The sequence below is a fragment of the Nonomuraea thailandensis genome (assembly GCF_024172165.1).
GTDB lineage: Bacteria > Actinomycetota > Actinomycetes > Streptosporangiales > Streptosporangiaceae > Nonomuraea > Nonomuraea thailandensis.
Window position 1 is genome coordinate 7,833,452 of the sequence record NZ_JAMZEB010000002.1, and the last position, 19,988, is coordinate 7,853,439.

The 19,988-nt window shown below is 70.7% G+C and carries 22 protein-coding genes; 6 read left to right on the top strand and 16 right to left on the bottom strand.

What is annotated here, in order from left to right; genetic code table 11:
- Nucleotides 1-22: 22 nt before the first annotated feature.
- Nucleotides 23-469: a nuclear transport factor 2 family protein gene (locus HD597_RS39695; RefSeq protein ID WP_253749392.1), complete on the top strand. Its 447-nt coding sequence runs from the start codon at nt 23-25 to the stop codon at nt 467-469.
- On the opposite strand, the gene HD597_RS39700 is transcribed toward HD597_RS39695, so the two are convergent.
- The 3 genes from HD597_RS39700 to HD597_RS39710 form a co-directional block, all read right to left on the bottom strand.
- Complete coding sequence (locus HD597_RS39700) at nt 460-978, bottom strand: GNAT family N-acetyltransferase (RefSeq protein ID WP_253749394.1); 519 nt, start codon at nt 976-978, stop codon at nt 460-462. The genes HD597_RS39695 and HD597_RS39700 overlap by 10 nt on opposite strands.
- A 121-nt stretch (nt 979-1,099) precedes the next feature.
- Nucleotides 1,100-1,858, bottom strand: coding sequence for an ABC transporter permease (locus HD597_RS39705; protein ID WP_253749397.1), 759 nt, complete (start codon nt 1,856-1,858; stop codon nt 1,100-1,102).
- Nucleotides 1,855-2,820, bottom strand: a complete 966-nt coding sequence (locus HD597_RS39710; RefSeq protein ID WP_253749399.1) for an ATP-binding cassette domain-containing protein — start codon at nt 2,818-2,820, stop codon at nt 1,855-1,857. The genes HD597_RS39705 and HD597_RS39710 overlap by 4 nt, the downstream gene beginning before the upstream one ends.
- A gap of 147 nt (nt 2,821-2,967) precedes the next feature.
- Between HD597_RS39710 and HD597_RS67040 the strand changes: the two genes are divergently transcribed.
- Together HD597_RS67040 and HD597_RS39730 are read left to right on the top strand one after the other, a co-directional pair.
- Nucleotides 2,968-3,645, top strand: a complete 678-nt coding sequence (locus HD597_RS67040; protein ID WP_372513459.1) for a helix-turn-helix domain-containing protein — start codon at nt 2,968-2,970, stop codon at nt 3,643-3,645.
- A 158-nt stretch (nt 3,646-3,803) separates the two neighbouring features.
- Nucleotides 3,804-4,562 carry a hemerythrin domain-containing protein gene (locus HD597_RS39730; protein ID WP_253749401.1) on the top strand — a complete coding sequence of 253 codons (759 nt, stop codon included), beginning with the start codon at nt 3,804-3,806 and terminating at the stop codon, nt 4,560-4,562.
- Nucleotides 4,563-4,753: 191 nt separating this feature from the next.
- On the opposite strand, the gene HD597_RS39735 is transcribed toward HD597_RS39730, so the two are convergent.
- From HD597_RS39735 to HD597_RS39760, 6 genes are read right to left on the bottom strand one after another with little or no spacing between them, the layout of a single operon-like run.
- On the bottom strand, nt 4,754-5,608 hold the full coding sequence (locus HD597_RS39735; protein ID WP_253749403.1) for a phosphotransferase family protein: 855 nt from the start codon (nt 5,606-5,608) through the stop codon (nt 4,754-4,756).
- Between the two features lie 37 nt (nt 5,609-5,645).
- Nucleotides 5,646-6,551, bottom strand: a complete 906-nt coding sequence (locus tag HD597_RS39740) for a carbohydrate ABC transporter permease (RefSeq protein ID WP_253749405.1) — start codon at nt 6,549-6,551, stop codon at nt 5,646-5,648.
- 21 nt (nt 6,552-6,572) lie between these two features.
- Entirely contained in the window at nt 6,573-7,484 is a 912-nt protein-coding gene (locus HD597_RS39745; RefSeq protein ID WP_253749407.1) for a carbohydrate ABC transporter permease, read from the bottom strand.
- Entirely contained in the window at nt 7,484-8,896 is a 1,413-nt protein-coding gene (gene ngcE / locus HD597_RS39750) for an N-acetylglucosamine/diacetylchitobiose ABC transporter substrate-binding protein (RefSeq protein ID WP_253749408.1), read from the bottom strand. The genes HD597_RS39745 and ngcE overlap by 1 nt, the downstream gene beginning before the upstream one ends.
- A gap of 19 nt (nt 8,897-8,915) precedes the next feature.
- On the bottom strand, nt 8,916-9,650 hold the full coding sequence (locus tag HD597_RS39755; protein ID WP_253749410.1) for a sugar isomerase domain-containing protein: 735 nt from the start codon (nt 9,648-9,650) through the stop codon (nt 8,916-8,918).
- Nucleotides 9,647-10,519 carry a MurR/RpiR family transcriptional regulator gene (locus tag HD597_RS39760; protein ID WP_253749412.1) on the bottom strand — a complete coding sequence of 291 codons (873 nt, stop codon included), beginning with the start codon at nt 10,517-10,519 and terminating at the stop codon, nt 9,647-9,649. Before HD597_RS39760 ends, HD597_RS39755 begins: the two co-directional genes overlap by 4 nt.
- Before the next feature lie 79 nt (nt 10,520-10,598).
- Here HD597_RS39760 and HD597_RS39765 point away from each other — a divergent pair, with 79 nt between their 5' ends.
- Entirely contained in the window at nt 10,599-11,570 is a 972-nt protein-coding gene (locus HD597_RS39765; protein WP_253749414.1) for an N-acetylglucosamine kinase, read from the top strand.
- Here the strand turns inward: HD597_RS39765 and HD597_RS39770 are convergent.
- On the bottom strand, nt 11,523-12,107 hold the full coding sequence (locus tag HD597_RS39770; RefSeq protein WP_253749416.1) for a hypothetical protein: 585 nt from the start codon (nt 12,105-12,107) through the stop codon (nt 11,523-11,525). The genes HD597_RS39765 and HD597_RS39770 overlap by 48 nt on opposite strands.
- 216 nt (nt 12,108-12,323) lie before the next feature.
- Here HD597_RS39770 and HD597_RS39775 point away from each other — a divergent pair, with 216 nt between their 5' ends.
- Nucleotides 12,324-12,800, top strand: a complete 477-nt coding sequence (locus HD597_RS39775; protein ID WP_253749418.1) for a GntR family transcriptional regulator — start codon at nt 12,324-12,326, stop codon at nt 12,798-12,800.
- A gap of 16 nt (nt 12,801-12,816) precedes the next feature.
- Here the strand turns inward: HD597_RS39775 and HD597_RS39780 are convergent, their stop codons facing one another.
- From HD597_RS39780 to HD597_RS39805, 6 genes are all read right to left on the bottom strand, one after another.
- On the bottom strand, nt 12,817-13,635 hold the full coding sequence (locus tag HD597_RS39780; protein WP_253749420.1) for a carbohydrate ABC transporter permease: 819 nt from the start codon (nt 13,633-13,635) through the stop codon (nt 12,817-12,819).
- Complete coding sequence (locus HD597_RS39785; RefSeq protein WP_253749422.1) at nt 13,632-14,510, bottom strand: carbohydrate ABC transporter permease; 879 nt, start codon at nt 14,508-14,510, stop codon at nt 13,632-13,634. The genes HD597_RS39780 and HD597_RS39785 overlap by 4 nt, the downstream gene beginning before the upstream one ends.
- Entirely contained in the window at nt 14,510-15,766 is a 1,257-nt protein-coding gene (locus HD597_RS39790) for an extracellular solute-binding protein (protein ID WP_253749424.1), read from the bottom strand. Before HD597_RS39790 ends, HD597_RS39785 begins: the two co-directional genes overlap by 1 nt.
- 57 nt (nt 15,767-15,823) lie before the next feature.
- Nucleotides 15,824-17,179, bottom strand: coding sequence for a cellulose binding domain-containing protein (locus HD597_RS39795; protein ID WP_253749426.1), 1,356 nt, complete (start codon nt 17,177-17,179; stop codon nt 15,824-15,826).
- Nucleotides 17,180-17,270: 91 nt separating this feature from the next.
- Nucleotides 17,271-18,017, bottom strand: a complete 747-nt coding sequence (locus tag HD597_RS39800) for a sugar isomerase domain-containing protein (protein ID WP_253749428.1) — start codon at nt 18,015-18,017, stop codon at nt 17,271-17,273.
- On the bottom strand, nt 18,014-18,883 hold the full coding sequence (locus HD597_RS39805; RefSeq protein ID WP_253749430.1) for a MurR/RpiR family transcriptional regulator: 870 nt from the start codon (nt 18,881-18,883) through the stop codon (nt 18,014-18,016). The genes HD597_RS39800 and HD597_RS39805 overlap by 4 nt, the downstream gene beginning before the upstream one ends.
- Nucleotides 18,884-18,943: 60 nt before the next feature.
- Here HD597_RS39805 and HD597_RS39810 point away from each other — a divergent pair, with 60 nt between their 5' ends.
- On the top strand, nt 18,944-19,984 hold the full coding sequence (locus tag HD597_RS39810; protein ID WP_253749432.1) for an N-acetylglucosamine kinase: 1,041 nt from the start codon (nt 18,944-18,946) through the stop codon (nt 19,982-19,984).
- Nucleotides 19,985-19,988: the final 4 nt, after the last annotated feature.

Genomic DNA, 19,988 nt, shown 5'->3' on the forward strand with positions numbered 1-19,988 from the left:
CAACAGATTTAGGGAGAGTCCCATGCCCGCCACCGAGACCGACCGCACGGACGTCACCCAGCTCGTCTACCGCCTCTACGCCTGCATGGACGAGGGCCGCTTCACGGACCTGCCGTCCGTCTTCGCGCACGACATCAGCGTCCGCACCCCCGGCGGCCTGGCCGCGGGCCGCGACGCCGTCATCGCCCAGGCCTCCCGCAACCACTCCACCACCGAGCGGGTCCAGCACTTCGTGCACAACCCGCTCGTGGACGTGGACGGCGACCACGCCACCGTGCGGGCGGACGTGGTCGTGACCTTCACCTCCGCCGACACGCCGGAAGGCCGCACCGCCCCCGAGCCCCGCTACACCCTCAGCGAGCGCTTCCACTACGAGGCCACCCGCTCCCCCGAGGGCTGGCGCCTGTCACGCGTCGACGGCACCCCCGTGTGGGCCCGCGGCACGAACCCGCCGGCCGCTCAGGCGTAACGCTCGGTGTACTCCTCGACCGTCATCCCGAAGAGCACCTCGTCGTCATAACGGCCGTTGGCGTAACGGCTCCTGCGCCGCCGGCCCTCCTCCACGAACCCCAGCCGCCGGTGCAGGGCCAGGGACGGCTCGTTGGAGCTGTAGACCCACGCCTCGGCCTTCTGGAAGCGGCGCTCGAAGAACATGTAACGCAGCAGCAGGACGATCGCCTCGCGGGCGTACCCCTTGCGGTGGTGCGGGGTGCCGACGGAGATCCCGTAGGCGAAGGTGCCGTGCACCCGGTCCACCGCGTGCGTGTTGACCGACCCGACCGGCGCGTCGTCCTGCTTCGCGGCGATCACCAGGGAGAACTCGTCGAGGTCCAGCTCCCTCTCGGCGTGCTCGGCCGTCTCCTTCCTCGCCCGCGCGGCCGACTGCGGCGGTGTCAGCCGCCAGCCGTTCCTGACCGCGTCGGAATCCTCGTCGAAGGCGTGGAACGCCTCCCAGTCCTCCGGCTCCCTGCCTCGCAAGCGGACGCGCTCTCCTACCCAGGCGGACGATGTCATGGCAGGCAGCCAAGCAGATCGGCTCGGGGCTTCGCGAATGCTTTTCGGGCCGCCCGGCGGTAGGGGCGCCGGGCGCGGGTGACGGTCACCGGTTGTAGAGCCTGCGGGCCCACAGGTATCCGCCGAGGGCGATGACCGCGCTCCACGCGGCCGCCTCCGCGAGGCTCGCGCCGGCCGGGCGCCCGGCCAGCAGCGCGCGCAGGGTCTCGATGACCGGCGTGAACGGCTGGTGCTCGGCGAACCAGCTCAGCGGGGCCGGCATCGACTCGGTCGGGACGAAGCCGCTGCCGAGGAAGGGCAGCACCATCAGCGGCATCGGCAGGTTGCTGGCCGTGGCGACGTTCTTGGTGACCATGGCCAGCGCCACCGACAGCCAGGTGAGGGCGAAGACGAACATGGCCAGCACGCCTGCCACGCCGAGCCAGCCCGGCACCGAGGCCGACGGGCGGAAGCCGACCAGCACGGCCACCAGGGTCACCACCGCGATCGCGATGAAGTTCTGCACCAGCGCGCCGAGCACGTGCCCGGTGAGCACCGAGACCCGGGCGATGGCCATGGTCTTGAACCGGGCGACGATGCCCTCGGTCATGTCCATGGCCACCGAGATCGCGGTCCCCTGCGCGGCGCCGGCGATCGTCGTGATCATGATGCCCGGGGCGACGTAGCCGACGTAGGTGGCACGGTCGCCGCCGATGCCCGCACCCATGGCGCCGCCGAAGACGTAGACGAACAGCAGCAGGAACACCACGGGGACGGCGGTGTAGGTGAGGATCAGCGTCGGGTAACGCCAGATGTGGATGATCTGGCGGCGCAGCATGGTCGCCGAGTCGGTGATCGCTCTCATCGGGCGGGCTCCTTGGTCAGGGCGAGGAAGACGTCGTCCAGGTCGGGGGTGTGCACCGTCACCTCGGCGACGTCGGCGGCGTGGGCGTCCAGCAGCTCCAGGAGCTTCCGCAGCGTCCTGACGCCGCCGGCGCCCGGGATCTGGGCGGTGAGCGCCGCGTCGTCGTGCGCGGTGGCGCCGAGGTGCGGCAGCGCCCTGCGGTAGCCGTCGGGGCCGGCGAAGCGCACGGCGATGTGGCCGCCGGGGACCATGCGCTTGAGCTCCTCCGGGCTGCCCTGCGCCACCAGCTCGCCCTGGCTGAGCAGGGCTACGCGGTCGGCGAGCACGTCGGCCTCCTCCAGGTACTGCGTGGTCAGGAAGATGGTCACGCCGTCCTGCTCGACCAGGTCCCTGACGATCTGCCACATGGTGCGGCGGCTGCGCGGGTCCAGGCCGGTGGTCGGCTCGTCGAGGAAGATGAGCTCGGGCGTGCCGACCAGGGTCATGGCCAGGTCGAGCCGGCGGCGCATGCCGCCGGAGTAGGTGGCCGCGGGCCTGCGTGCGGCGTCGGTGAGGTCGAAGCGTTCGAGCAGCTCGCGGGCACGCTCGCGCCCTCTGGTGCGGCCGAGGTGGAGCAGGTCGGCCATGAGCCGCAGATTCTCCTCACCGGTGAGGAAGCTGTCGACGGCGGAGAACTGGCCGGTGACGCCGATCGCGGCGCGCACCCTGTCGGGCTCCGCGGCCACGTCGTGCCCGGCCACCCGGATCTCACCGGCGTCGGCCTTGATCAGGGTGGACAGGATCTGCACGGTCGTGGTCTTGCCCGCGCCGTTCGGGCCGAGCAGGGAGAAGATCGTGCCCTGGGGGATGGTGAGGTCGATGCCGTCCAGGACGCGGTGCGAGCCGTACGACTTGCGCAGTCCCGTCACCGAGATGGCGGGGGCCCGGCTGGCGGGCCGCTCGCGACAGTACGTGTTTGACATATATTGAAAGCTACGTTGCTTCAGAAATTACTGTCAATTTCTGAATCACGTTATCCCAGTTAGAAGTGGCTATTTTGATGCATCAGCCGTGCACATGAACGCAATGCCGCGTTGCAAGAAGGTATTCGCGAACGCAACAATGGCCTCATGCCAGGAGGAAGACTGAGCCAGCGCGATCGCCACCGCATCGCGGCCGGCCTCACGGACGGGCTCTCCTATGCCGAGATCGCCAGACGCCTCGGCCGATCGACCTCGACGATCAGCCGGGAGATCGGCCGCAACGGCGGCCCCGGCCGCTACCGGCCCGAGCAGGCGCACCGGGCGACGGAACGGCGGGCCCGGCGCGGCACCCCCGCACCCCGGCCCGCGGCCGGCGCACCGGGCGCGGCCGAGGCGGAGGCCGAGGTCATCGAGATGGCGGTCAGGATGGGGCTGCCGAAGATGATGGCGCGCGTGTTCATCGGCCTGCTCCTGTCCGAGGAGGGCCGCCTCACCGCCGCCGAGCTGGCGCGCAGGCTGAAGGTCAGCCCGGCGTCCGTCTCGATGGCCGTGCGGTACCTGATCCAGCAGGAGCTGATCAGGCGCGAGCGCGACGAGCGGCGGCGGCGCGACATCTACGTGATCGACGACGACACCTGGTACCACTCGATCATGACCGGCGCCCGGCAGACGCTCGAAGCGGCGCAGGCCGCGAAGGCGGCGGCGCACCTGTTCGGGAACGACACTCCCGTGGGGCGCCGGCTGGCCCGGGGCGGCACGTTCCTGGAGCGCATCAGCCTGGACATGCTGCAGTCCACCGAGCGCTGGCGCGGCCTCCTGTCCTGATCAGCAGCTCACCCACAGGTCCACGCCCCGGCCGCCGGGCAGAGGCAAGCATTACCCCGGCTATCGCGTCACATCACCGGCAGCCGGGCAGGCCTCCGTGGTGATGCGGTCCGACCAGCCCGCACCGGGACTGGTCCGGACGAACCGGGAGGCCGACGTTGAGCAACGAACCACGTCACGACCGCGAAGCGCCGAACGTGGGCCGCCGCGACCTGCTCGGCCTGCCCGTAGCCCTGGCCTGCGGCTCGGCGGTCCTGACCGGCTGCGGCACCACCCGTCAGGCCAGCAGCGCCGCCACACCCACGCCTCCCTCCCCCGCCCCCGGAGAGGCCGATGAGGTGCCGGTCACTCCGCCGGAGGACCTCATGCGCGAGCACGGGGTGCTCAAGCGCGTCCTGCTGATCTACCGGGAGGGCATCCGCCGGATCTCCTCCGGCGATGAGGTGCCCGCCCAGCCCCTGCACGCCGGGGCCGGCATCATCCGCACCTTCATCGAGCAGTACCACGAGCGGCTCGAAGAGCGTTACGTCTTCCCGCGCCTGGTCAAGGCCGGCAAGCTGACCGACATCATCCCCGTTCTGGTCCGCCAGCACCAGCGCGGACGCGTGCTGACCGGCCGCATCCTGGACGCCACCGCCAAGCCCACCCCGCTGCAGGCCCGCCGCGGCCTGTCCGGCGACATGGACGCGTTCGTCCGCATGTACGAGCCGCACGAGGCCCGCGAGGACACCGTGGTCTTCCCCGCCATGCGGGAGGTCATCCCGCCCAAGGAGTTCACCGAGATGGCCGAGACCTTCGAGGACGAGGAGCACCGCAGGTTCGGCGCCGCGGGGTTCACCGGCGTCGTCGGGCAGGTGGCCGACATCGAGAGGACACTCGGCATCTACGACCTGAACCAGTTCACGCCGCGCGTGTGACGCTCCCGCCTGACCGCCCTCTTCAACGCCTCCTGTCGCGGATCGCTGCCTCGATCCTGATCAGGGCGCCTATCGCGGCGACGGCCAGGAAGAACAGCACCCACAGCGGGTCCCGGTTGTCGTTCAACTGGACCACCGCGAGGAGCAGGCCGGCGACGACGCCGACGGGCGACGGGCGGGCGCGCGACGGCCTACTCCTCGAAGGTCCAGGCCAGGTGGGACAGGGCGGCGTCGGCGTAGTGGCGGGGGCCGGTGCTCAGGCCGTACGCCAGGTCCTCGATCAACGCGCAGCGGGCGTAGAAGCGGATGCGAGCCCGGTCCTCGCTCGTGAGCGGGAACTCGTAGTGGGTCAGGGTGCGGTCGAGGAGGTCGGGGCCGAGGTCGCGGTAGATCAGGGCGAAGTCGTGGGCGGGGTCGGTGATGGCGGCGTCCGTCCAGTCGATGATGCCGGTGATCGTGCCGGTGCCCGCGTCCACCAGGACGTGTTCGGCTCCCAGGTCGTTGTGGCAGAAGCGCAGGGAGCGGGGCTCGTCGGGCGGGGTCTCCTGGAGGAAGCGCTCCACGAGCGGGCGCTGGGCTTCGGGGACGTGCCGCTCGACGTCGCGGTAGTCGAGTGCGGCGTCCTGGAGGAGGGTGGGGGCGGGGTAGACGTCGAGGGGGGCGAGGTCGCGCATGGTGCCGGGGATGGCGCCGTGGATGGCGCTGAGGAAGGCGCCCAGCGGCCCGGCGAGGCGCGCCGGGTCGAGGTTGCCGTTCCGGTGCTGGTTGAGGGGGGTGCCGGGCAGTTTGCGGTACGCGATCGTGCCGGTCTCGTCGTCGGCGAAGACGACTTCGGGGACGGGGAGCGGGGACAGCTCCCTGACGGCCGCCAGGCGGGCGACCTCCTGCCGGTTGGCCTCCGGGTCCGCCACCCTGCTCCGCCGCACGAGCAGCTCGTCGTTGACCTCGTACACGAAGTTGTCGAGGCCGTGGCCGAGCCGGTTGATGGAGCGCACCCGGTAGTCGGGCAGGTGGCGGGCCAGCAACGCGCGGATGTCGCCAGTCACACTCCGCACCCTAAGCCGGAGATGTCCGGCGTGCGCACTATTTAAGGGCGCCGGCGGTGAGGCCGGACTGGATCTGGCGCTGGAAGACGGTGTAGACGACCAGCATCGGGAGGATGGCCAGGGTCAGGGCGGCGAACAGGGCCGCCCAGTCGGCGTCGTAGCCGGCCGCGGTGGAGATGTCGGCGATGCCCTGGGTGAGCACCCACTTGTCGCGGTCCTGCAGCAGGATCAGCGGCTTCTGGTACTGGTTCCACTGCCCCAGGATGTTGAAGATCGTGATGCTGATGATGCCCGGCCTGGCCATCGGCAACATGATCTGGAAGAACACCCGGGTGTGCGAGGCCCCGTCGACCATCGCCGCCTCCGCGACCCCCGTCGGCAGCGTACGGAAGAAGGCCGACAGGAAGAAGATCGTGAACGGCATCGAGTACGCGATGTAGACCAGGATCGTGCCCGCGTACGTGTTCAGCCCGATGAACGGCCCGATCACCGGCACCGAGCCCATGTTCTGCACCACGAAGAACAGCGGGCTCAGCGCCAGGAAGAACGGGAAGGCCATGCCCGCGACGAACAGCATGTAGACGACGCGGTTGCCCCGGAAGGGGTAGCGCGCCAGCACGTACGCCGCCATCGAGCCGATCAGCATCGTGCCGAACGTGCTGAACGACACGATGATGACGCTGTTGAGCATGTACTGACCGATGCGCGCCTGTTCCCAGGCCCTGGCGAAGTTGTCCCAGTGCAGCGTGGACGGCAGCGACCACGCGGCGCCGAAGATCTCGTCCTCGCTCTTGACCGAGGCCAGGAAGGTCCAGATGATCGGCACCATCACCAGGAGGGTCCAGATCACCAGTGTGAGGTGCGTCAGCACACCCAGCGGACCGAGGCGCCGCTTGCGCTCCTCGCGGGCGGCGCTCCTCGACGGCGTCGCCGCGGACGTCACTGGGGTCGTCGTTGCCATCTCTCAGTACTCGATTCGTTCGCGCCGCGACAGGCGCAGCGACAGGATCGCGAAGCCCACCGTGAAGAGGAACATCACCACGCCGAGGGCGGAGGCGTATCCGAAGCGGAAGTACCCGAAGGCGTTCCGGTAGATCTCGGCCGCCATGACCGTGGTCGACCAGTCGGGGCCGCCCTGCTGCAGGGTCATCACCCAGACGATCGCGAAGGCGTCCATGGCCAGGATGCCCAGGTAGACCCAGGCGACCTGGACGGTGTCCCACAGCAGCGGGAGCGTGATGCGGAAGAACAGGGTGAACCGGTTGGCCCCGTCGATCTGCGCGGCCTCGAACACGTCCCGCGGGATGCCTGCCAGGCCGGCCGAGAAGAGCACGACGTAGAAGCCGACGGCCTGCCAGACCAGGACGCCCAGCACCGACCAGAACGCGATGCCCGAGTTCGACAGGAAGCCGACCGGTTCGATGCCCAGCGCCATCAGCGGCCCGTTCAGCATGCCGCTGCCGTCGGGCCGGAACACCTGCTGGAACAGGACCGCCACGATCGTGACGGCCAGGACCTGCGGGAAGAAGAAGACCACCCGGTAGAAGGTGGACCCGCGGATCCCGGAGACCCCCTTGCTGCCGCCCAGGTTCAGCAGGTACGCGAAGAACAGGGCGATGATGATGGTGATCGCCGGCAGCAGCACCAGCAGGCCGAGGTTGTGGGTGACGGCCTTCCAGAAGACGCTGTCGCCGAGCACCCGCTGGAAGTTCTCCAGACCGATGAAGTTGGGCGTGGCGGACACGCCGCGCCAGTCGGTCATCGCCATGTAGAACGCCTGGATGTTCGGCGAGATGACGTAGATGGCGTAGAGAATCACCGGGGCTGCCAGGAACGAGGCGATGAACAGCCCACGGCGATATCTGTTGAAGAGCATCAGCGCTTGTACTTCTTGATCGAGGAGTCGCTCTTGATCTCGTCGGCCTTCTTCTGCATGCGCTCGAGGTAGGCGTCAGGGGTGAGGCCGCCGGTCATCAGCTCGCCGGTGGCGGCCTTGGCCTCGTCGTTGAGGGGGCCGTACCAGCCGAAGGCGCGGTAGTAGACGGTGTTGGCGCCCGCCGCCGCGACCGCCGCGGAGGCGCTGGTCACGCCGGACGAGATGGTCAGGCCCTCGCTGGCGCCCTTGACCACGGTGACCGTCTTGACCAGGGTGCTGAACTCGCCGGCCGCCTTCTTGGAGAGCATGGCGCGCAGGTACTCCATGCCCGCCTGCGGGTGGGCGCTCTTGGCGGAGACCATGAACTCCTCGCCCGGCTGGGTGTGCAGCGTGCCGTACGGCATCGCGTCGGAGCCCGTGATGTCCGGGATGGGGAACATCGCGTAGTCGAAGCCCTCGGGCGTGGTCGACTTCTGCTCGTTCTCCAGCCAGGAGCCGCACGGCAGCATGGCGACCTGGTACTTGTTCTGCGCGGTCTGCGTCTGCACGTGGTCGAGGCCGGCGGTGCCCTGGAGGAGGTACTTGGAGCCGATCTCGGCCATGTTCTCGGCCGCGGTCTTGATGGCCTCCTGCTTCCAGGCGCCGTCCTCGAGGTTGTCGAGGTTGAGCAGCACCTCCTTGCCGCCGATCTTCGCGGCCATGGTGAGCAGCGGCTCGTAGGCGTACTGCGGGTGCTTGCCGGCGTAGGTGAAGGGCGCCATCTTGCCGGACTTCTTGATGGTCTCGCAGAGGGCCAGGAACGCGTCCCAGGTCTTGGGGATCTCCCAGCCGTTGTCCTTGAAGACCTTCTGCGAGTACCAGATGCCGTGGATGTAGTTGACGTAGCCCACGACGCTGAACTTGCCGTCGTAGGTGCCGATCTCGATGACGGACGGGTCGAGGGTGTCGCGCACCTTGACGTTGGGGTCGTCCCAGGAGGGCGCGTCGAGCAGGGGGCTCAGGTCCTGGAGCTGGCCGTCCTGGGCCAGGGCGCCGAAGTCCATCTTGTTGGCGCCGGAGTTGTCGATGACCTCGGGCGGGTTGCCGCCGGCGAAGCGCGGCTGGAGGACCTTCGTGATCTCCTTGGTCGAGTTGTGCTTGACCTCGATGCCGGCGTACTTGCTCTTGAACAGCGGCTGGTGGATGTCGGTGGCGTACTGCTGGCCGAAGCCGCCGTCGAAGATCCAGACCTCCAGCGGCTTCTTGGCGTCCACGCCGAAGGGGTTGGCGGCGCTGGTCGCGACGGGGGCCGCCGAGCTCGACGCCGCGGGCGGGGCCGCCGGCGTCGCGCACGCGGCCAGCGCGCCCGCGACGGGCACGAGCGCCGCGCCGCGGAGGAGTTCGCGCCTGCTGATATGGGGGGTGTTAGGCATGGTGACTATTCCTGACCTTTCATTTTCCGCGTCTGATGCGCCCCGCGTAGCGGGTCTCCAGAGCCTTGTTGTGCTCGTCGCCGCCGGTCACGTTGACCGACAGGTAGATGGGCGGCGTCTCGCCGAGCGCGACGAGCGCGTCCACCGCCTCGGTGACCACCAGTTGCGCCAGCAACGCCGAGGTGATCGTGGAAACCGCACCGTAGCTGCCGCCGCCGGGCAGGTCGAGGATGGCGTCCCCGTACGGCGCGCCGTTGTCGAGGACGACGTCCGCCAGGTCGAGCAGCTTGCCGCCCGACGGGTGGCGGGAGGTCATGCGGGTGCTGTGCTCGACCGAGGTGATCGCGATCAGCGGGTGGCCGCGGTCCTTGACGATCCTGGCCAGCTCGACGACCGTGCCGTTCACGCCGGAGCTCGACACGAGCACGAACACGTCCTCGGGCGCGACCGGCGCCAGGTCGTAGATCTGCCTCGCGACCGCCGGGTCGCGCTCCAGCTCGGGGGTGAGCACGCTCGGCGGCTGCCCGCCGTACAGCACGAGGTCCCTGGGGCTCAGGCGGTTGCTCGGGACGAGGCCGCCCGCGCGCCCGGCGATCTCCATGGCGATGGCCTCGGAATGCCCCGAACCGAAAGCGTTTACGACGCCGCCTGCCCTGATGGACGTGACGAACAGCGCGGCCGCCCGGCTCACCGGCTCCGCCTGGCTCTCCGCGACCTGGCGCGCCAGATCGAGGACCTTGGTTGCGTACGTCATGGGCTCCTCTCCACCCGATGGCTCTCCACGGCGCTGATCGTGCGCTCGAACGCCTCGTTCGTGCGCTCGTAGGTGCGTTGCGCCACCGCCACGTAGACGGCGTCCAGCACGAACAGCTGTGAGTGCACGGCGGCCAGCCCGCCGAGCCTGAACGTGGTCTCCCTGCTCGCGGTCGTCAGCACCAGGTCGGCCAACTCGGCGAGCGGCGAGCGGGCGAAGGAGGTGACGGCGACGGTGAGCGCGCCGTGGCTGCCCGCCTCGGCCAGCGCCTCCATGACCTCGCGCGTCCGTCCGCGGTGGCTGATGCCGATGGCCACGTCGCCGTCCTTGAGCAGCGCCGCCTCCGACAGGGCCACGTGCGCGTCGCCCGCGCTCCAGCCGGGGATGCCGATGCGGCGCAGCCGGCCTTCCAGCATGGTCGCGACGTTCCCGCTGGTGGAGACCCCTACCAGCAGGACGCGGGGCGCGGCCACGATGGCGTCGGCCACCCGGGCAACGACGTCGGGGTCGAGCCCGGCGGCGGTGTCCTGGATGAGCCTGGTGTCGGCGGCGGCCATCACCTCGATGGCGGCGTCGAGCGGGTCGTCGGGGCCGATCTCGTGCCCGACGCCCGCGCCCCAGCCCGCCTGGGCCGCCCGGCCCGTCTCGGTGGCCAGGGCCACGCGCAGCTCGGCGTACCCGGAGAACCCGAAGGCGCGGCAGAACCTGGTCACGGTGGCGGGCGAGCTGCCCGCCCGCTCGGCCAGCGCGATGATGGTCGACCGGGCGGCCTCGGCGGGATCTCCGAGGATGACCTCGCCGACCCTGCGCAGGGCCTCCGGCAAGCCGGGTAGTTCTGTTTCGACGCGCGCGAGCGCTCCTGAAGTCACGAATATTCCTTCCGAATACCCGGTCTTCAGGCGAAAATTATTCTTGCTTCTTGGTCACGTCAACCCCCAGACTCGGACCGTGACGCAATCGCTAGTCGTCGGCGTCGATGCCGGCGCCACCTCCACGCGCGTCGCCGTGCACGCGCTGGACGGCACCCGGGTCGGGTACGCGCGCGCCGGAGCGGGCAATCCGAGCGCCCACGGGGTCGCCAGGGCCGTGGCCTCCGTCGGCGAGGCCCTGGCCGCGGCGCTGCCGCCGGACGGCGGGCCGCGGGTGGTCGCGTCGATGGCCGGGGTGGCGGGGTACGTCGCGGAGATGGTGCCCGAGCTGAACCGCCTCTGGGCCGCGCACGGCATCGCCGACGGGCCGCGTTACGGGGGCGACGTGCCGATGGCCTACGCCGCCGGATCCGCCGAGCCCGAGGGGTCGCTGCTGCTGTCCGGCACGGGCGCGGGGGCGGCGCGGATCGTCGGCTTCGAGCTGGATCAGGTGGCGGACGCGCTGGGCTGGCTGCTCGGCGACGTGGGCTCCGGCTTCTGGATCGGGCGCCAGGCGGCCAAGGCCGTGATCGACGCCCTCGACCGGGGCATGCCGTTGTCGTCCCTGCTCCCCGACGAGCCCGCCGGCACGCTCGCCTCCCTCGTCGGACGGCACTTCCTGGGCGCCGAGCGGCCGGCCACGCCGCGGGCCGCCGCCGCCCGCATCGTCCGGCTCGCGCAGGCCGACCACATGCGGCTGGCCGCGCTGTCCACGCTGGTCAACGAGGCGGCCACGGCGGGCGACCCGCTGGCCGTGAAGATCTCGCAGGAGGCCGCCGACCATCTGGTCGCGACCCTGCGGCGGGTGCACGTGTCCGGGCCGGTGGTGCTCGCGGGCAGCGTGCTGACGAGCGACGGTCCCGTACGGGAGGCCGTACTGGAGCTGCTGTCGGGCGAGACCGTCACCAGGGCGCGGGACGCGGCGGGAGCGGCGGCCTGGCTGTCGGCGCGCCCGCTGCTGCCGTCATCCGAGGCCAGGGCCCTGCACCCGGCCTTCACCGCCGGCGCCTGACCGCTCGTTGTACCAGCGCCACCCGGTCAGGCGCGGGCGGCCGGGCAGCGCGATGCGCCCCGTCGCCCACAGCAGCGACCGCCACGCGTCCCCGTCGATGGTGACGTGCGGGAAGAGCCGCCGCAGCACCCGTTCGCAGTCGTCGCCCGGCGGCGACCACTCCAGGCGCAGCCCCTGGGCGACGTCGTGGGTGTGCACGAGCGTCTCGACCACGCCCATCGCGGCGAAGCCCGCCGGATCAGCGGGCCCGAAGACGTGGTGGGCGACGGCGGCCGGATCGGCGGTACGCTCCACGGACGCGAGCAGGCCGCCGCACGCCTCCACGATGGTCAGCAGGCCCTCCGGGCCCGCGGACCGGTCGGCCGCCAGGACCCGCGCCGGCCCGTCCTCCCGGTCGCTGCTCGCCCGCCAGGGCAGGAACGAGGACGCCGGGGGCTTGGCGAGCCCGAACCTCGCGGCGTAGGTGAACAGGCAGTCGGCCAGGTGCTCGATGGTCTCCCAGCACGTCCATTGAGCGTGCCGGCCCGGGCGTCCCACGATCGGGGATCCCCGTGCCTCAGGGTGTCGACGGCCAGGGCCAGCACCCGGCGCACGTCCTGCCCGTCCACCGCGTCGTCCGCGCTGCTCATGGAGGGATCGTACAACCGGACCTCATGACTGGTCGTCTGGGCTTGTCTTCATGCCGGGCCTGCTTCGTCTGAATAGATGATTTGATTTGAGCGCTCTTGCCCCGCCTTGGCCTATGTTTCTTACGTGCTCGACTACGAAGGGGACACCCACATCTACCTCCAGATCGCCGACATCCTCCGGGGTCGGGTCGCCGGGCTCTCGGCCGGGCATCCGATACCGAGCGAGGCGGAGATCCAGGAGGAGTTCGGCGTGGCCAGGACCACCGCGCGGCGGGCGGTCCACGTGCTGCGCGAGGAGGGGCTGGTCTACACCGTCCAGGGAGAGGGCGCCTTCGTCGGGCCGTCGGCGGACGGGCCGCGCATCAAGCGCAAGGAGCCGCTCTACGTGCAGATCTCGCGGGAGCTCGCCGAGCAGATCAAGGCGGGCAAGTACCAGCCCCGGCGGCCCATCCCGGGTGAGACGGCGCTGGTGAAGCAGTACGGCGTGGCGCGCGAGACGGTACGGCGGGCCATGGCGATGCTGCGGGAGCAGGGCTGGATCTACACGGTCGCCCAGCGCGGCAGCTACGTCTCCCCCAAGGAGTCATGGCCGCAGCCATGAGCCCGGCCGCCCGGTCTCACCCCTTGACCGCTCCCGCCGTCATCCCCGTCCCGACGTGGCGCTGCAGGAACAGGAAGAGGAGCAGCACCGGCAGGGCGAAGAGGCTGGCGGCGGCCATGGTGGCGCCCCAGTCCGTGCCGAAGACGTCCCTGAACGACGACAGCCACACCGGCAGCGTGCGCTTGTCCTGATCCTTGATGATCAGCACGTTGACGAACGCGAACTCGTTCCAGGCCGTGATGAAGCCGAAGAGGGAGGTGGCCATGAGGCCAGGCGCCAGCAGCGGGAAGATCACGCGCCGGAAGGCCACCAGGCGGCTGCAGCCGTCCACCTGGGCCGCCTCCTCCAGCTCCGGCGGGATCGCGGCCAGGAAGCCGCGCAGGGTGACGATGGTGAACGGCAGCGTGATCATGAAGTAGACGCCGGTGAGCATGGCCAGCGAGTCCAGCAGGTCCGTGTCGCGGGCGATGATGAAGACCGGCACCAGCAGCGCCTCCCACGGCGCCATCTGCGCCGCGAAGACCGCCACCACGAACGCGCCCCGGCCCCGCCACCGCATGCGGGCCACCGCGAAGGCCGCCATCAGCGCCACCAGCAGGGCGACCAGCACCGCGCCCGCGGTGACGAGCAGGCTGTTGCGCCAGTAGGTCCAGAAGTCCGGGGCGTTCACGGCGGTGACGAAGTGGTCGAGGGTGGGATCGGACGGCCAGAAGGTCGGGGTGTCCGACTGGATGTCGCGGGTGGGCTTGAACGCGGTCAGGAACATCCAGTAGACGGGGAAGATCGTCACGATGAGGATCGCCACGGCCGAGGCGTTCAGCAGCAGTCGCTTCATGAGCGCACCATCCGGCGCAGGTTGGCGACCAGGGCGACGGCCAGGAGGACGACCGTCAGCATGGCGACCGCCGAGCCGAGGTCGTAGCGGTGCAGGACCCGGGCGACCTTGAACGCGTACACCGGCAGGGTGGTCGTGGCGTCGTCGGGGCCGCCCTGGCTGAGCACCCAGATCTGCGGGAAACACTTGGCCACCCAGATCACCTCCAGCGAGGCGACGAGGGCGAAGAGCTGTCTGAGCATGGGGAACGTGACCTTCCAGAACACCTGCCAGCCGGTGCCGCCGTCGATCCTGGCCGATTCGAACAGCTCCACGGGGATGGTGGTGAGCCCGGCGTAGAGGGTGAGCGCGGCGAACGGGACGGACTGCCACACGACGAGGACCACGAGCACGGCGAACGTCGCCGTGCCGTCCGCGAACCAGGTGTAGCCGCGGAAGGAGTCGAAGCCGAGCGTGACCAGCAGCCAGTTCACCACCCCCAGCTCCGACTGGAACAGCCACTGGAAGATGGTGGTGGCCGCGATGATCGGCGTGGCCCAGGCCAGGGCTAGGGCGCTCATCAGCGCCAGCCGGAGGCCGCGGCGCAGGCGCGGGAGCATCAGCGCGATCCCGGTGGCCAGCACGACGATGAGCACCACGTTGATCGCGGTCCAGGCCAGGGTGCGCGCCAGCACCTGCCAGAACTCCTCGCCCGACAGCAGCTCGGCGTAGTTCTCCAGGCCGATGAACGCGGCCCCGCCTCTGATCAGCTCGCCCATGCGGAAGTGCTGGAACGAGATCACCGCCGCCTTGAGCAGCGGATAGAGCAGGAGGAAGGCCCCGCCTGCCACCGTGGGGGCGATGAGCAGGTAGGGCCAGGGGGAACGGGTCCGCATCAGGATCCGCTGTTCAGGGTCGAGGTGATCGACTCCGAGACCTTGCGCGCCTCCGCCGCCGGGTCGGCTCCGGTGAGGACGGCCGTCATGTACTGCTTGATGACGGACGTGGCCTCGACGGCGGCCCAGTTGGGGGTGTTCGGGGTGGCCCGGCCGTTGGCGGCGCCCTTGGCCATGGCGGCGGTGCCCTCGTCGCCCGACAGCACTCCGGCCAGCGAGGTGCGGTTCGGCACGAAGCTCATGGCCTTGGCCAGCTCGGTCTGGAACTGCTCGCCGGCCAGCGCCTTGACCAGCTCGTACGCCTCCTCCTGCCGCTGCGACGCGGCCGGGATGATGAGGTCGGAGCCGCCCGTGAACACCGTGCCCGGCTTGTCGGCCGTCTTGCCCGGGATGGGGAAGAAGCCCATCTTGTCCTTGAGCTTCGCGTCCACCTCCAGGACGCGGGCGGCGATGCCGGGGACGGCGATCATCTGGGCGACCTTGCCCTGCGCGAACACCTCGTGCTGGGGCGGGTTCGCCTCGTCGGCGTCCTTGGGGCCCTTGCCGAGGGCCTGGAGCTGCTTGTAGTACTCCATGCCGGCCAGGGCCTGCGGCGTGTCGAGGGCGCCCTTCCACTTGCCGCCCTCCTGGACGGCCAGGTCGCCGCCCTCGTCCCAGACGAAGCCGGCCAGGGCGTACCAGGTCTGGCCGGTGAGGTAGATGCCCTGGTTACCGTCCTTGTTGAGCTTTTTCGTGACTTCCAGCCATTCGTCGCGGGTGGCGGGGGGTTCCGAGATGCCCGCCGCGGCGAACAGGTCCTTGTTGTAGACGACCACACGGTTGGCGGCGTACCAGGGGATTCCGTACTGCTTGCCGTCGATGTTCCCCGGCTGGGCCAGGCCGGGCAGCCAGTCCGCGCCCTTCAGGTCGCCCACCTTGGCGGTCAGGTCGCTCACGCCGCCGCTGGCGGAGTACTGGGCGACCTGGGTGTTGCCCACCTCGATCACGTCAGGGGCGTCGGTGCTGGCCAGGGCCGCGGTGACGCGCTCGCCGATGCCGTCCCACGCCTGGATCTGGATGTCGAGGTCGATGCCCTGGTGCGCCGCCTCGTACTCGGTCTCGAACTTCTTCAGCAGCTCCTCGGTGACGCTGCCGTCCATGATCCAGACGGTCAGCTTGGTCGGCTCGGCGGGTCCGCTCGCCTTGGGCTCCTCGGCCGGGGTGCCGCACGCGGTCAGCGCCAGCACGGCCGCCAGGGCCAGGATGCGGTGTTTCATGGCGTTCCTCTTCACGGGGGGGTGCCCGCGCCCGCGCGAGGCGGGCGCGGGGTTCGATCACGGGTTGGGGACGGTGTCCTTGAACGCGGTGCCGGCGGCGCGCAGCGCGGCGACGCGGCTGAGCACGGTGGCGGGCGGGACGACCTCGTTCTTGCTGTGGTAGAGGTAGTCGACCTGCTGCCGGTACGTACGGGTCCCGGTGGCCGCCTGCAGATCGATGAACCACTGGTTGAACATGATCCACATCGGGGTCTCGGGATAGTGGATGTCACCGTGGTCGGCGAACAGGCGGCCGTCCACGTAGTACTTGATCCGGCCGCCGGAGACCTGGATGACCAGGTCGTGCCAGCCGGCGAAGCTCGTGCGCTCCTCGGTGTGGGTGTTGACGGCCTGCCACGGCTCGCCCTGGTAGGTCTCCCAGCTCGTGGCGTACAGGATGTTCGCCGGCTCGCCCCAGCCGCCGTTCGGCAGGTACTCGAAGTCGAGCTCGCCGTAGTCGGGGTCCAGGTTGAAGCGCAGCGGGGTGATGGTGAAGAACGTCTGCACCACGTGCTCGCCGTCGGGGCCGCCGGTGGGGGCGTCGCTGAAGCGGACGCGGGCCGCGTACGTGCCCTCGTGGAACTTGCGGCTCGCGGTGGACAGCTCGGTCTGCACGGTGCCGGCGGCGGTGCCGTTCGTGGAGGAGTCGAGCGTCAGCAGGCCGCCGGGGAACGAGACGGCGGAGGGCGACCAGGTGGCGCCGGGCACGCCGGGGCCGCCGGAGCTGGAGCGCACGGTCCAGCCGCGCTGGGCGAGGAGCGGGTCGGCCGAGCCGGAGTAGGTGAAGTCGTCGAAGAGCTCGCCGATGCCGCCCGGGGGGTTGGTCGGATCGGGGTCCGGGTCGGGGTCGGCGCCGGTGGGCTTGCCCCAGGCGAGCTGGCCGTTCACGTAGACGGCGATCTTGTCCCAGTTGGTGTAGGCGGTGTTCGGCCCGTAGGAGTAGTCGTCGCTCTGGGCGAACGTCTGCCAGTCGGCGCGGTAGAAGCGGAGCTGCATGTCGCTGGTGTTCTGGCCCGGGCTCAGGCTGCCCGAGGTGAAGCCCACCTCCAGGTACTGCTTGCCGCCCTCCTGCGGGGCGAACCGGCCGGTGATCGTGGCGCAGCCGACCACGGCCCAGGAGCAGGCGAAGCGGTACGTCTCCGTGCCCGTGAGGTAGTAGCGGATCTTGATCTGGTTGAGCGGGATCGTGGTGGTGCCGTCGTTGAACAGGCGCAGCCACGGCTCGGCCTGGGCGGTGGTGGCGCCGGGGGCGCTGGTGCGGTACTGGAGGCGGACGGCCTGGGCGGCGCTGGCCGGGGCGGCGGCCAGGGTCACCGCGACGAGGACGGCGGGGAGGGCTAAGGAGACGAGTAATTTTCCGAAATTTCGGGACATGGGTGGGGTTCTCCTTGCAGGTTGTGCGGACCCCCGAATGCGTGCATGCCGAAGAGAGCAGTCGTGCCGTGAAGTGGTGGTGTGAGAGGAGTCAGGCGCCGCGGCGGATGCGGCCCGCGTACCGGGCCTCCAGGCGCAGGTTGTGCTCGTCGCCCTCGGGGACGTTGGCCGAGAGGTACACCGGCGGCACTTCGCCGGCTTCGAGCAGGTTGCGTACCGTCTGCGTGACCACGAGCTGGGCCAGCAGCGCGGACGTGATCGTGGAGACGGCCCCCGTCGCGCCTCCGCCGGGCAGGGACAGGACGGCGTCGCCGTACGGGGCGTGGTTGTCCAGGACGACGTCGGCCAGGTCGGCGAGCTTGCGGCCCGAGGGGTGGCGGGGCGCGGCGGCTTCGCCGTGGGCGCGGGAGGTGATCGCGATCAGGTCGTGACCGCGCTCCTTGACCAGGGTGGCGAGCTCGACGACCACGCCGTTCACGCCGGAGTTGGAGATGATGACGAACAGGTCGTGCCGCTGGACGGGGGCCAGGTCGAGCAGGGTGCGGGCGATGGCGGGGTCGCGTTCGAGGTCGTAGCGGTCGAGCTCGGAGCGGGGCGCGTCGCCGTACAGGACGATGTCCCTGAGGGCGAGGCGGTTGGAGGGGACGAGGCCGCCGGCGCGGCCGGCGATCTCCATCGCGACGGCCTCGGAGTGGCCGGAGCCGAACGCCTGGATGACGCCGCCGGCGGTCAGGGACTTGGTGAACAGGTCGGCGGCGCGGGTGATCTCGGGGTCGTCCGGGATCACCTGGACGAGGCGGGCGATGTGGTCGGCGAAGTCTCTCGGGTTGATGGTCATATATCCCCTTCCGGCAAGCGGTGCCCGGCCACTGCTCTGACAGTGACGTCGAAGGCCTGCTTCGTACGCTCGTAGGTGCGCTGGGCGACCGACACGTACACGACGTCGAGCACCAGCAACTGCGAGTGGATCGCGGCGAACCCCTCCGACCGGAAGCTCGTCGCCCTGCTGGACGTGGTCAGGACCAGCTCGGCCACCTCGGCCAGCGGCGACTTCGGCTGCGAGGTGACCGCCACGGTGATCGCGCCGTGGCTGCCGGCCTCCGCCAGCACCTCGATGACCTCGCGGGTCCTGCCGCTGTGGGAGATCCCGATCGCCACGTCACCCTGGCCGAGCAGCGCCGCGTCGGTCAGCGCGCTGTGGGCGTCGGACCTGCTCCAGGTCGGCACGCGCATGCGCTGCAGCCGGTACTCCATCTCGCTGGCCACGGCGGCGCTGCTCGACACCCCGAACAGCAGCACCCGCCCCGCCCTGGCCACCGCCTGCGCGACCTTCTCCACCACGGCCAGGTCGAGCTGGTCGCGGGTCTCCTGGATCAGGCGGATGTCGTTGCCGGAGACGACGCCCAGCACCCGTTCGAGGCTGTCGTCGGGCAGGATCTCCTGGCCGATGTCGGTCTCCCACGTCTGCTGGGCGACCCGGCCGGTCTCGGTGGCGAGCGCCACGCGCAGCTCGGCGTAGCCGGCGAAGCCCAGGGCGCGGCAGAAGCGGGTGATGGTGGCCGTGGACGTCCCGCTCCGCTCTGCCAGGTCGACGATGGTCAGCCGGGCGGCCTCCCCGGGGCCTTCGAGGATGGCGTCGGCCACCTTCCGCAGGGCCTCGGGCATGTCGGGCTGGTCGGCTCTGATGCGGTTGAGGAGTTCCACGCGGTGATAATTATGCTCAGAGTCTGGTGTCGTCAAGGCATGTGGGCAATAATTTTTGACATGCGACTGGTTCTGGGTGTCGATGCCGGCGGCACGTCGTCGCGGGCGGCGCTGTTCACCGTAGCGGGCGCGCCGGTGGGGCGCGGGTGCGCGGGCGGGGGCAATCCGGGGGCGCTGGGGCGCGATCAGGCCGCCGCCCATCTGACGGCGGCCGTGCGGGCCGCGCTGGAGGGGGTTGCTCCGGCGCAGGTGGAGTCCGTGGTGGTGGGAATCGCGGGCAGTCCGGAGGCGTGTGCGGAGCTGGTGGAACAGGTCTTCCGCCCGGTGCTGCCCGGCGTTCCTGTCTCGTCCGTCGGTGACATCGTGACGGCCTTCGCCGCCGGTACGGCCGCGGTGTCCGGGAGCGTGCTGATCTCGGGGACGGGGGCGATCGCGGCAAAAATTATCGGCCATCGGGCGGTCGCCACCGCCGACGGGTTCGGGTGGCAGCTCGGGGACGAGGGCTCGGCCTTCTGGCTCGGCCGCGCCGCCGCCCGCGCCACCATCCGTGCCCTCGCGTCCGCGCCTGGGGATGCGGCCGGACACGGCAGCGTGACCGGCGACGGGCTCGCGGCGGGGCACGGCAGCGTAGGCGGCGACGGGCTCCCGGCTGGACACGGCGAGGTGAGGGGTGAAGGGCAGGGCGGGCTGCTGGCGCTCGTGGTGGAGCACCTGCTGCCCGACGGGCTGGGCGCCGATCCGGTGGCGCGGCTCGCGGCGGCGGTGCACGCCCGGCCGCCGCTCGCGCTCGCCGAGCTGGCGCCGCTGGTCAGCCGGGCCGCCGCGGCGGGCGACCCGGCGGCGGTGAAGATCGTACGCGAGGCCGCGGCCCGCCTGGTGGCGACCTTGCGCGGCGTGCACGACTCCGGTCCGGCGGTGCTGGCCGGGAGCGTGCTCACCAGCGACGGCCCGGTACGCCAGGCCGTCACCGAACTGCTGGCAGGCACGACCGTCAGCACAGCGGGCGACACCGCGGGAGCGGCGGCGTGGCTGGCCGCCCGCGCGGTGTCACCCGCCGCGCAGGCCGAAGCCCTGCACGCGGCCTTCACCACCACAGGGTGATGCG